General features: G+C 70.5%; 13 protein-coding genes and 1 tRNA gene. 5 read left to right on the top strand and 9 right to left on the bottom strand.

Annotation, left to right across the window (positions count from 1 at the left end; all coding sequences use genetic code 11):
- Positions 1-96: 96 nt before the first annotated feature.
- A complete protein-coding gene (locus J2Y46_RS11650; protein ID WP_310242468.1) occupies positions 97-921 on the bottom strand; it encodes an RIO1 family regulatory kinase/ATPase in 825 nt (274 codons plus the stop codon).
- Between the two features lie 262 nt (positions 922-1,183).
- On the opposite strand from J2Y46_RS11650, the gene J2Y46_RS11645 reads away from it, so the two are divergent.
- Positions 1,184-1,333 carry a LuxR C-terminal-related transcriptional regulator gene (locus J2Y46_RS11645; RefSeq protein ID WP_310242466.1) on the top strand — a complete coding sequence of 50 codons (150 nt, stop codon included), beginning with the start codon at positions 1,184-1,186 and terminating at the stop codon, positions 1,331-1,333.
- Between the two features lie 20 nt (positions 1,334-1,353).
- Here J2Y46_RS11645 and J2Y46_RS11640 read toward each other — a convergent pair whose 3' ends face one another.
- The 7 genes from J2Y46_RS11640 to J2Y46_RS11610 are packed head-to-tail and all read right to left on the bottom strand — an operon-like array spanning position 1,354 to position 5,840.
- Entirely contained in the window at positions 1,354-1,806 is a 453-nt protein-coding gene (locus J2Y46_RS11640; protein ID WP_310242465.1) for a pilus assembly protein TadG-related protein, read from the bottom strand.
- Positions 1,803-2,276, bottom strand: a complete 474-nt coding sequence (locus tag J2Y46_RS11635) for a TadE family protein (RefSeq protein WP_310242464.1) — start codon at positions 2,274-2,276, stop codon at positions 1,803-1,805. The genes J2Y46_RS11640 and J2Y46_RS11635 overlap by 4 nt, the downstream gene beginning before the upstream one ends.
- On the bottom strand, positions 2,251-2,685 hold the full coding sequence (locus J2Y46_RS11630) for a TadE/TadG family type IV pilus assembly protein (protein ID WP_310242462.1): 435 nt from the start codon (positions 2,683-2,685) through the stop codon (positions 2,251-2,253). Before J2Y46_RS11630 ends, J2Y46_RS11635 begins: the two co-directional genes overlap by 26 nt.
- A 4-nt stretch (positions 2,686-2,689) precedes the next feature.
- Positions 2,690-2,878, bottom strand: coding sequence for a hypothetical protein (locus J2Y46_RS11625; RefSeq protein ID WP_211255847.1), 189 nt, complete (start codon positions 2,876-2,878; stop codon positions 2,690-2,692).
- 30 nt (positions 2,879-2,908) lie between these two features.
- A complete protein-coding gene (locus J2Y46_RS11620; RefSeq protein WP_045296888.1) occupies positions 2,909-3,841 on the bottom strand; it encodes a type II secretion system F family protein in 933 nt (310 codons plus the stop codon).
- Entirely contained in the window at positions 3,838-4,695 is an 858-nt protein-coding gene (locus J2Y46_RS11615) for a type II secretion system F family protein (RefSeq protein ID WP_310242460.1), read from the bottom strand. The genes J2Y46_RS11620 and J2Y46_RS11615 overlap by 4 nt, the downstream gene beginning before the upstream one ends.
- Positions 4,692-5,840 carry an ATPase, T2SS/T4P/T4SS family gene (locus J2Y46_RS11610; protein WP_310242458.1) on the bottom strand — a complete coding sequence of 383 codons (1,149 nt, stop codon included), beginning with the start codon at positions 5,838-5,840 and terminating at the stop codon, positions 4,692-4,694. The genes J2Y46_RS11615 and J2Y46_RS11610 overlap by 4 nt, the downstream gene beginning before the upstream one ends.
- Positions 5,841-5,942: 102 nt before the next feature.
- On the opposite strand from J2Y46_RS11610, the gene J2Y46_RS11605 reads away from it, so the two are divergent.
- The 3 genes from J2Y46_RS11605 to J2Y46_RS11595 all read left to right on the top strand — a co-directional run bounded on the left by J2Y46_RS11605 (position 5,943) and on the right by J2Y46_RS11595 (position 7,110).
- On the top strand, positions 5,943-6,149 hold the full coding sequence (locus J2Y46_RS11605) for a PLDc N-terminal domain-containing protein (RefSeq protein WP_310242457.1): 207 nt from the start codon (positions 5,943-5,945) through the stop codon (positions 6,147-6,149).
- A 69-nt stretch (positions 6,150-6,218) separates the two neighbouring features.
- A tRNA-Leu gene (locus J2Y46_RS11600) sits at positions 6,219-6,300 on the top strand.
- A 45-nt stretch (positions 6,301-6,345) separates the two neighbouring features.
- A complete protein-coding gene (locus tag J2Y46_RS11595) occupies positions 6,346-7,110 on the top strand; it encodes a VTT domain-containing protein (protein WP_310242455.1) in 765 nt (254 codons plus the stop codon).
- 19 nt (positions 7,111-7,129) lie between these two features.
- Here the strand turns inward: J2Y46_RS11595 and J2Y46_RS11590 are convergent, their stop codons facing one another.
- Complete coding sequence (locus J2Y46_RS11590) at positions 7,130-8,032, bottom strand: Ku protein (protein WP_045296882.1); 903 nt, start codon at positions 8,030-8,032, stop codon at positions 7,130-7,132.
- Positions 8,033-8,103: 71 nt separating this feature from the next.
- Here J2Y46_RS11590 and J2Y46_RS11585 point away from each other — a divergent pair, with 71 nt between their 5' ends.
- Positions 8,104-10,731 carry an ATP-dependent DNA ligase gene (locus J2Y46_RS11585; protein ID WP_310242453.1) on the top strand — a complete coding sequence of 876 codons (2,628 nt, stop codon included), beginning with the start codon at positions 8,104-8,106 and terminating at the stop codon, positions 10,729-10,731.

Here is a 10,731-nt window from a genome sequence, read left to right as displayed (position 1 = left end):
GCGCCGGGGTCTCCGGCGTTCTCTCCGGTCGTTCGCGCCCGCAGCACGTGAAGCAGATCCCCGTGTCCAACGTCCGCGACTCCACCTGACCCACGCTCACCAGAGCATCGCGACGAGGTGGGCGAACACATCCTCGGGGTCGTTTTCGAGGCCGCGACGGGTGAACCACGTCGACACGTTGACGACGTCACGGTGGAGGAAGTCGAGACCCTGAGGGTTCGCGGCGACGTCGACGATCTGCGGGAGATCGATCACGACGACACGGCCGTCGTGGTGGAGCAGGTTGTAGGGCGAGAGGTCGCCGTGTGCGTATCCCGCGTGCGCGAACGCCTCGAGGATGACGACGACCTGGTCGAAGGCGCTGCGCAGCTGCTCTCCGTGCAACCGGCTCTGCGCCAGCCGCGGCGCGGCTGCCCGCCCCTCGCCGACGAACTCCATGAGCACCTCGGTGCCGCTCACCTGCACCGGATACGGCACCGGGACCCCCGCGCGCCAGGCACGGCAGAGCGCGTCGAATTCGCTCACCGCCCAGTGGCCTGCAGCGACCGACCGCCCGTATGAGGACCCGCGATTCACGGCCCGTGCGTCGCGCGTGTTGCGCATCGTGCGCCCCTCCTCGTAGCTGCCCGAGCGGTGGAAATCACTGTGATGGGAGTCGCGGTAGCGCTTGGCTGCCAGGAGCACGCCGGCGGTGCCGGGCACCGCGCGCTCGATCAGGTGCACGTCGGCTTCTTTGCCGGTCTTCACGACACCCAGCTCGGTATCGAACGCGCCGGACGCGGTGACGACCCATTCCGGGTGCGGCAGCGGGCCGCGCTGGGTGGGCGGAGAAGCCGGCCACGTGGACCAGCGCTGATCGGGGCCGGGTTCGAGATCCGGCGAGAGAACGGATGCGGACGCGTCGAGGCGTTCGTATGACATCGGTGGGACACTCCAGGACAGGAGGTCGCCGACGGGTCAACGCGTGCGGGCGACCTCGCGGAAGGGGGTGGGGTTGCGAGGCGCTACAGAGACAGCCATCGTTCTTCCTCCCTCCGGTCCGGTGTGCGGGCACGACGCTCGCACCGACTCCGGGACACTGTAGCCGACGGCATCCATCGCATCCACCCTTCATCCGTGAGCACGCACACGGATGGCGCCCGGATCGGGTCCGGACGCCATCCATGACGGTCGCACGGAGGGGATGTCCCAGAAGCAGGTCGCCACCGAGATGGGCATCAGCATCAAGACGGTCGGCGCGCACATGCAGAACCTGCTCGGCACGCTCGGTGTGCACTCGCGCATGGAGGCGGTTGCGCGCGCCGCGCGCGCCTCGGCCACGTCGGAGGCGTAGCGCCTGCGAACCCCCGCGCGTCAGCGCAGCGCCGTGCGGCTCGTCGCGGTGGATTCGAGGGCGACGCCGCCGGGCACGAACACGGTGACGATGGGAGGCTGCCACTGCCCGGCGACCCGCACCCGCGCGGAGACCCCGTCGGGGGTCGAGGCCGAGACGAGTCGCGCCTCGGGATCGAGAGCTCCCATCATCGCCTCGGCTTCACGGCGCACCCCCGCGTCGGTGAGGGTGGCGACCGGCTCGCCACCGACCACCGTCAAGTCGAACCCATCTGCCGCGGCCAGAGCCGCGGCATCCGCCACCGCGTCGAGCTGCTTCTGCGCGAGGTACAGGCTCGTCGCGGCGGTGCACACGAGGATCACCGCGATCGCGAGCACGGCGTAGCCGAGGGTGAGGATGAGGACGCTGCCTCCGTCGTCGGGATCGCGTGACTCGCGCTTCGGGGCGAGGGCGCGCCGTACCTGAGCGATCACCGCTCGCTCCAGAAGCGCGAGACCTTGTGCGCCGAAGAGGCCTCGATCGGGATCGCGGCGATGCGCTCCAGGTCGAGCACGGGCGGCACGAGCGGCAGCGTGACTGTTGTGCGGACGCGCACGTGCAGTGTCGCGCCCGCGCGCGGACAGATGCCGCCCGACGGCGTGCAGGCGATGGAGAGGTCGACGTCGTCGAGTCCGTACTCCTCCGACACCGCCCCGAGCACCGCGTCGGCCCGCGTGCGGGCGTCGTCGACGTCGCTCGCCGTCGACACCGCGCGCGCGATGTGACGGGCGGCGGCCTCCGCACCGAGGCTCTGCCCCTGGATGAGGCCCAGCGTCACGACCAAGTAGACGAGGGGCACCAGGAGGAGGAGCCCGACGAGGATGAACTCGAGCGCCGCCGATCCGCGATCGTCGCCGAGCGGACCCGCTGCGATCTCGTCAGCCGAACGATTCGACCGGTGCATGCGCCGTCACCTCCAGTCCACGCGATGCACCGAGCAGGCCCACAAGGGGCAGCGTCGCCCGGACACGCACCTCGATGGTCTGCTGACCGAGCGACGCCGTCTCCTGCACGCTGACCTCGGTGGCGTACCCGGCGCCGATCGTGCGACCCACGATGTCGCGCGTGCGTTCCGCACCGTCGCCGAGCGTCGTGTCGGCCAGGGCCGCGTGATACGCGCCCTCCACGGCTGCGTCGTGCACGACGTTGCGGACGTACACGGCGAGGCCGAACTGCAGCACTCCGAGGGTGAGCACGGTGAGCAGCGTCCCGACGAGGACGAACTCGACCGGACTCGCCCCGGCGTCGTCGTTCAGGTCTGCGGCGAGTCGGGCGCGTACGCCCGACACGGCGCGGGCGAGGACGACACGCACGACGTCAGAGCCCGGAGACGCGACTGATCGCCTGCTCGAACAGGTCGGCCAAGGCAGGCCCGGCCATCGCCCAGATCACGACGACGAGCCCCGCGGTCATCAGCGTGATGAGGACCCACCCGGGGACGTCACCCCGCTCGTCGTCGGCGAGGTCGCGCGCGGTCGCGCGAAGACGAGCAGCGAGGTGCAGCATCCGTGCTTTCATCATTTCTCCTTCCGGCCGTCAGCCGAGTCCGAGTCGCAGCATGAAGATCCCCGGGAACACCGCGAAGAGAACGCTGAGCGGGAGGATCAAGAAGACGAGCGGAAAGAGCATGTAGATCTCCTTCCGGCCCGCGCGTTCGATGAGTGTGCGCTTCGCGTCCTCGCGGGCGTCGATCGCCTGCGCCTGGAGAACGTGCGCGAGCGGCGCGCCTCGCTCTATCGCCGCCACGAGCTGGTCGATCGAGCGGGTGAGAGCGGGGATCTCAAGGCCCGCGGCAAGGCGCGTGAGGGATTCCGACAGCGGTGAGCCGGTGCCCACCGCCACGACGACGCCGCGAAGCTCCGCGGTGAGCTCCCCCGCGCCCACGTCGCTGACGCGACGCAGCGAGTCGAGGATGCCCTCGCCCGCCGAGAGGCACAGCGCGAGGAACTCGAGCACCGTCGGCAGCTCCTCCTCGATCCGCGTGGCCCGTGCCCTTGCCGCACGCGTGAGCCACGCGTCGTACGCGAGGGCCGCCGCAACGGCGGCGACGGGCGGCAGCAGCCCGAGGACGGGCGATCCGCGGCCCACCAGTACGAGCACGACGACCACTCCGCCGCCGATCGCGAGTCCGGCGATGGCCCAGGCGAGCTGCCGCCCGCGGAAGCGGGCCGCGTCGATCGTCCACGCGGCTTGATGCAGGCGACGGGCGAGCACCGCATCTCCACCGGCCAGCCGGGCGAGGCGGCGATGCGCGAACGCCGACCACGCGAACGGCGAGCCCCCGACCGCGGGGGCGGCCACGTCGAGCCCACGCGGATCGGTCACATCGCGGATGTAGGGCGCGATCCGCCGCGCGAGGCTGGGCGCGCCCCACCGCGGAGCGAGCGAGATCAGCAGGCACACCCCGACACCGAGCGCCGTGCCGAGCACGACGGCGTACGCGACGTCGCCCATCGCGAGCCCGATCATCCGAACCACCGCCTCGGTTCGGGGAGGCGGCCGAGACGGATCATGAGCCGGTACGCGACGAGCGACACCGCCGCGCCGACGAGGATGAGCGCGATGCCGCCAGGACTGCCGTACGCGCGGGCGCCCTCGGGACGCATGGCGAGCATCGCGAGGATGACCCATGGGGCGATCACGCCGAGCACGGCCGCGCCCCGGATCCACGACTGCCGCGATTCGACCTCGGCCCGAAGCGCCGCGTCCGCTCGCACGGAGGATGCGAGCGCGCGCAGCACCGCGGTGAGCTCGGTGCCGCCTACCTGACGCGCCATGCGCAGGGTCTCGACGATGCGGTCGGCGGCGGGGTCGGCCAGATTCGTCTTGAGCCGCTGGACGCTCGAGTCGAAGTGCCCCGACGCCGCCATGTCGCGCGCGAACGCCGCGAACGCAGGCCGCAGTTCAGCGGGAGCCGAGTCTGCGAGGCTGGCTACCGCGTCGGGCAGCGACATCCCCGCGCGCACCGACGCGATGAGCAGATCGCAGACGTCCGGCCAGAGTCCGCGCCGCGTGCGCAGCAGCTTCGAGCGACGCGAGCGCAGCCAGGTGAAGGGAGCGAGCGCGCCGGCCACGGCCGCGACCAGGGCGAGCGCGGCCACCGGCGCGATGAGCCATGCCACCGCGGCCGCCACTGCCGCGCACACCCCCGCGACCACGACGACCGAGGGCACCGACGCGCGTGCCATCCCCGCGTCTTCGAGAAGTCGCGAGATCCGCCCGCGGCGCGTCACGCTCGGGCGGCCGGAGCCCGCGGGCCAGAACCACGGCGACATCATCAGCAGCAGCCCGGCGGCGAGCGCCGCTCCCCATACGAAGGTCACGCGTCGACCGTCCGGTAGAGCGTGCGCGCGGTGATCACGCCGTCCGCGACTCCGGTCGGCGCGACGATCTCGACCACGCGTCGTGCGCCGCTCGCGTCGCGCTCGCAATGCGCGACGACGTGGACGGATGCCGCCACCGCCGGCTGCACGAAGCTCGCGTCGATGTTGCGCCCGGCCAGCAACGGCAGCGCGGCGAGCTTTCCGAGCGCTTCGCGGGCGGAGTTGGCATGGATCGTGGCGGCTCCGGGAACGCCGGTGTTGAGCGCCAGCAGCAGGTCGAGCGCCTCGGCATCGCGCACCTCGCCCACGACGAGCCTGTCGGGGCGCATGCGCAGCGCCTCCTTCACGAGCCGGCGGAGCGTCACCTCGCCGGTGCCCTCGAGACTCGGCTGCCGGCCCTGCAGGGCGACGAGATCCGGCGCAGCGACGGCGAGCTCGAAGGTCTCCTCGACCGTGACGATGCGCTGCTCAGGCGGGCACGCCGCGATGAGCGCGCCGAGCAGCGTCGTCTTCCCCGCATGCGTCGCCCCCGAGACCAGCACCGACTGCGCCGCGATCATCGCGTCGCGCAGCAGCGTGGCAGCTTCGGGGGCGATCGAGCCCGCGGCGACGAGTCGCCCGAGATCTCGGTACGCGGGAAGGAACTTGCGGATGTTGACGGCCCAGTGCCGGCGGGTGATGTCGGGGATCACGACATGAAGCCGGGAGCCGTCCGGAAGCGACGCGTCGACGAACGGCTGACTCAGGTCGACCCGCCGACCGCTGGACTGCAGCATCCGTTCCACCAGATCGCGCACCGCGGTATCGGTGAGCATGAGCGGCGTGCGCTCCGGGACTCCGCTGCGGGCCACGAAGATCCGGTCGGGTGCGTTGATCCAGACCTCCTCGACCGTCGGGTCGTCGAGGTAAGCCTGCAGCGGGCCGAACCCCGATACCGCGGCGAGCACTTCCCGCACGCATGCCGTCTCGTCGTCGACGGGCGCGAGGCCGCGCGCGAGCGCGAAGTCGTTGTGGCGGCGCACCTCCGCACGGGCGATCTGCGCGGCGAACTCGGGGTCGCGGGCCGGATCCGACCGCTCCGCGCGGAGCAGTTCCCGCACGCGCTCCGCCACGAGGGTCGCGACGGGGGCGGCGGGGGAAGTCACGCAGGCATCCTCCCAATTCGCCGCAGAGCCAGCCGAAAGTTATCCACAGATGCGGGCGGACCGCCGGCGCGGCAGGATGGAGGAACAGACGAAGGGACGAAGATGACCAAGACGGAGATGGCCCCTGCGGCGAAGGCAGGACTCGGCGTGCTCGGCATCGTGCAGGTCGCGTTCGCGTTCCTCGCATTCTGGGATCTCGCCCACCGCGACCCCGACGAGGTCCGCGGGCCCAAGGCCGCATGGATCCCCGCGATCCTCGTGAACTGGATCGGTCCTGCCAGCTACTTCCTGTTCGGGATCCGCCGCTAAACCTCCGGGCCGACCGGGGGCCCACCCCACAGCCGACCCTCAGTCCCCTCAGTAGACTGAGAGCCACTCGCGGGAGTGGTGAAATCGGCAGACACGCAGGATTTAGGTTCCTGTGCCTTCGGGCGTGTGGGTTCAAGTCCCACCTTCCGCACGCGAGTTCTCGCATCCTCCGCCGACTGACGACGGGACAACCATCGTGCACGCAGTTCCCACAGCCCTGATCCCCTGGCTGGATCCGGCCGCCATCATCGAATGGGCAGGGCCCTGGGCGCTGGTCGTGGTGTGCTTTATCGTGTTCGCCGAGACAGGGCTGCTCATCGGCTTCCTGCTCCCGGGTGACACGCTGCTCGTCATCTCCGGCCTGCTGACGCACACGAGCAACATCTTCGGCGTCAACATCTGGGTGGTGTCCCTGCTGATCGGCCTCTCGGCCTTCGTCGGCGGTGAAGTCGGGTACTACATCGGCCACAAGGGTGGCCCTGCGGTCTTCGAGAAGAAGGAATCAGGCCTGTTCAGCGTCGAGAACGTCGAACGCACCAACGCCTTCTTCGAGCGGTTCGGCGGGCTCACGATCATCCTGGCGCGCTTCGTGCCGATCGTCCGCACCTTCGCGCCCGTCGCCGCCGGCATCGGCCACATGAACAAGTGGAAGTACACGCTCTACAACCTCATCGGAGCCGTGCTGTGGGGCTTCGGGCTCACGATGTTCGGCTACCTGCTCGGCTATATCCCGCCCGTCGCCACGTTCGTCGAGAACTACATCGACCTCATTCTCCTCGTGGCCGTCGGCGGCACCGCGCTCGTGACGCTGTGGCACTACCTCCGCGAGCGCAGCAAGGCCAAGAAGGCCGCCGCGGCGGGTGAGGACGTCGTCACCGACCACGCCGAGGCAGAGGCCCTCGTGCTCGATCCCGAGGTGTTCGAACGGGGCCCCGAGCACGGCGAGGCGCCCAAAGCCTGAGCCGACGGCGTACCGCCGGTCAGGACGCCTTCTTCTTCTTCGCCGCGGGCTTCTTGGCGGGCGCCTCGGCGTCGGCCTTCGCCGGGGCTGCAGCATCCGTCCCTGAGGCCGCCTTCGCGCCCGCGCCCTCACGGGCTGCACGGGACTTCTCGACGCTGGCGCGGAGCGCGGCCATCAGGTCGATGACCTCGCCACCGGCCTCCTCTTCCTCCTGCTCGCCGAAGGTCTCGGAGGTGTCGAGTGCGTCGCCCTTCTCGAGCTTCGCCTCGATGAGGGTGCGCAACTCCTCCTGGTACTCGTCCTTGAACTCCTCCGGATCGAAGTCGCTCGAGAAGCTCTCGACCAGCGATGCCGACAGCTCGAGCTCCTTCGCCGAGATGCGCACCGACTCGTCGAGCGACGGGAACGCGGCTTCGCGCACCTCGTCCGCCCACAGCAGTGTCTGCAGCACCAGCACGTCGTCGCGCACCCTGAGCGCCGCCAGCCGGGTCTTCTGCCGGAGGGAGAACCGCACGATGGCCGTGCGATCGGTCTGCTCGAGCGTCTTGCGCAGCAGCACATATGCCTTGGGAGAGGCCGAATCCGGCTCGAGGTAGTACGCGCGGTCCAGCGTCAGGAGGTCGATCTGCTCGCTCGGCACGAACTCGACGACGTCGATCTCGCGACTGCGTTCCGCCGGCAGGGACTCGAGGTCCTCCTTGGTCAGGACCACGGTCTTCTCACCGTCGTCGTAGGCCTTGTCTATGTCGGAGTACGGCACGACCTCACCGTCGATCTCGCAGATCCGCTGATAGCGGATGCGCCCGCCGTCCTTGTTGTGCACCTGATGCAGCGAGACATCGTGGTCCTCAGTCGCCGAGTACACCTTCACCGGCACGTTGACGAGCCCGAACGTCAGTGCACCCTTCCAGATCGCTCTCACCCCACCAGTGAACACCAGGGCGCCGACACGCGGCCACCCCTTGCGCGACGCCGCGCCGATACTCTGAGCGCATGGCGGGCGACGAGCAGCTGGTGCGCATCGGCGGCCGCCGCCTGCGCATCACGAACCTCGAGAAGGTGCTCTACCCCGCGACCGGCACCACCAAGGGCGAGGTCATCGACTACTACTCGCGCATCGCCGAGCTCCTCGTCCCCCATGTCGTGGGACGACCCGTCACCCGCAAGCGGTGGCCGGACGGCGTCGGCACCGACGACGACCCCGGCATGGTCTTCTTCGCGAAGGACCTCGAGCGCGGCGCGCCGTCGTGGGTGCGAAGGATGCCGATCCCCCACTCCACGGGCACCAAAGAGTATCCGCTGGTGGGCGATGTGCCGACGCTCGTCTATCTGGCTCAGGTGGCGAGCCTCGAGCTGCACGTGCCCCAGTGGCGCTTCGCGCTTCTCGAACAAGCAGGCGGGCGCCTCGACGCCGTCGGGGGGCGCGGGCCCGCCGACCGGCTCGTACTCGACCTCGACCCCGGGCCCGGCGCCGGGCTTGCGGAATGCGCCGTGGTGGCGGGTTGGGCACGCGAGATCCTGCTCGACATGGGGCTCGAGCCCTACCCCGTCACGAGCGGCAGCAAGGGCATCCACCTGTACACGGCGCTGCCGCCGGGGCAGTCCACGGAGCAGGCCTCCGCGCTCGCGAACGAGCTCGCACGTGCGATCGAGGCCGACCACAAGGACCTCGTGGTCAGCAGCATGAAGAAGGCCGAGCGACACGGCAAGGTGCTCATCGACTGGAGCCAGAACAACGGATCCAAGACGACGATCGCGCCGTACTCGCTGCGTGGCCGGCCGCATCCGACGGTCGCCGCGCCGCGCACCTGGGACGAGCTCGACGATCCCGGGCTGCGCCACCTCGAGTTCACCGAGGTGCTCGAGCGGGCCGAGACCATCGGCGACCCCATGGCCGCGCTGGGGTTCCACGCGGGCGGGCGCGAAGCCGAGTCGGGTCCGCTTTCGGCGTACATCTCCAAGCGGAGCGCCGACCGGACCCCCGAGCCGGTGCCGGCGAACCCCCTCGGCGCGTCGCCTCACGGCGAACTGCCGCGATTCGTCATCCAGGAGCATCACGCGACCGCACTGCACTGGGACTTCCGCCTCGAACACGACGGCGTCCTGGTGAGCTGGGCCGTGCCGCGCGGCGTCCCGCACTCGTACCAGCGCAACAACCTCGCGATCATGACCGAGGACCACCCCATGGAGTACGCCACGTTCGAGGGCACGATCCCTGCGGGCGAATACGGCGGCGGCACCGTGACCATCTGGGACGACGGCCGCTATGAGCTGGAGAAGTGGCGTGACGACGAGGTCATCGCGACCCTCGAGGGACGCCCCGGCGGCCCGCTCGGGCGTGTGCGGCTGGCGCTGATCCGCACGGCCGGGCAAGGTGAGAAGTCCAGCTGGCTCCTGCATCGAATGAAGACGGATGCTGCCGGCCGGCCTCAGCCGAGCGGCGCCGTCGTCGAGCCCAGTCCCCAGGCCGATGCGCCTCGCCCCTCTGGCGGGCGCGCACCGGTCAGGCGGGAGTCCGCTTCTGCCGGCGATGCGAGCTCCGGCTCGAACAAAGATCCCGAGCCTCACCGGACCCGTCAGGCGAACCGGACCCTCACCGGCGATCCGCGCGAGCACGCACAGCCGGCAAGGGCATCAGAGCTGCGCCCGATGCTCGCGACGAGTGCGACTCCCGCCCAGGCGCGTCTGGCGGCGCGCACGTGGGCCGATCGCGGAGAGGGCACCGACGCCTGGGTCGAGATGAAGTGGGACGGCATACGCGCGGTCGGCGCATGGGACGGGCGGCGCCTGCGCCTGTTCGCCCGCAGCGGCAACGAAGTCACGCACCGCTACCCCGAGCTGACGGCGGTGGACGCCGGCCTCGGTGCGGAGCCGTGCGTCGTGGACGGCGAGCTCGTCGCCCTCGAACCCGACGGCAGGCCCAGCTTCCCGCTCCTGCAGACCCGGATGAACCTGGAGCACGCCGGCGACATCGCTCGCGTGGCGCGGCGGACGCCGGTGCGGTACTACCTGTTCGACGCGCTCTCGCACGACGGCGACGACCTTGCCGCGCTCACGCTGCGCGAACGCCGTGATGTGCTCGAGGCGGTGGCCGCAGCATCCGTCGAAGCGATCACCGTACCGCCCGTGTTCGACGATGTCGACGCCGCGCTCGACACCAGCGAGCAGCTGCGCCTCGAGGGCATCGTCGTGAAGGACCCGGCGTCGCGATATCTCCGCGGCGGCCGCTCGGAGTCCTGGTTGAAGGTCAAGAACACCCGGACGCAGGAGGTCGTGATCGCGGGCATCCGTCCCGGCAAGGGCGGGCGCAGCAGCACCTTCGGTTCGCTGCTGCTCGGCATCCCGGGCGCCGACGGCCTGCAGTACGCCGGCCGCGTGGGCAGCGGGTTCAGCGACTCGACGCTGTCGATGCTGCTGAAGAAGCTGACGCCGCTGCGCACCGACCGGAACCCCCTGGTCGGCGTGCCGCCGCTCGACGCGCGAGACGCGCTCTGGGTACGGCCCGAGCTCGTCGGCGAAGTCGAGTACGGCGAGTTCACCCCGGGCGGCATTCTGCGCCACCCACGGTGGCGAGGGCTGCGCCCTGACAAGTCCCCCGCCGAAGTGCGGCGCGAAGACTGA

Origin of the sequence: Microbacterium sp. BE35 (assembly GCF_031457705.1) — a bacterium.
Taxonomy (GTDB): domain Bacteria; phylum Actinomycetota; class Actinomycetes; order Actinomycetales; family Microbacteriaceae; genus Microbacterium; species Microbacterium trichothecenolyticum.
The sequence above is the reverse complement of the archived record's forward strand: the minus strand, read 5'-3'. Positions and strand labels throughout refer to the sequence as shown.

Bases quoted from the DNA above. Each gene is read 5' to 3' on its own strand.
- J2Y46_RS11645 (WP_310242466.1), top strand. From the start codon at position 1,184: ATGTCCCAGAAGCAGGTCGCCACCGAGATGGGCATCAGCATCAAGACG.
- J2Y46_RS11620 (WP_045296888.1), bottom strand. From the start codon at position 3,841: ATGATCGGGCTCGCGATGGGCGACGTCGCGTACGCCGTCGTGCTCGGC.
- J2Y46_RS11585 (WP_310242453.1), top strand. From the start codon at position 8,104: ATGGCGGGCGACGAGCAGCTGGTGCGCATCGGCGGCCGCCGCCTGCGC.
- J2Y46_RS11635 (WP_310242464.1), bottom strand. From the start codon at position 2,276: ATGCACCGGTCGAATCGTTCGGCTGACGAGATCGCAGCGGGTCCGCTC.
- J2Y46_RS11625 (WP_211255847.1), bottom strand. From the start codon at position 2,878: ATGCTGCACCTCGCTGCTCGTCTTCGCGCGACCGCGCGCGACCTCGCC.
- J2Y46_RS11650 (WP_310242468.1), bottom strand. From the start codon at position 921: ATGTCATACGAACGCCTCGACGCGTCCGCATCCGTTCTCTCGCCGGAT.
- J2Y46_RS11605 (WP_310242457.1), top strand. From the start codon at position 5,943: ATGACCAAGACGGAGATGGCCCCTGCGGCGAAGGCAGGACTCGGCGTG.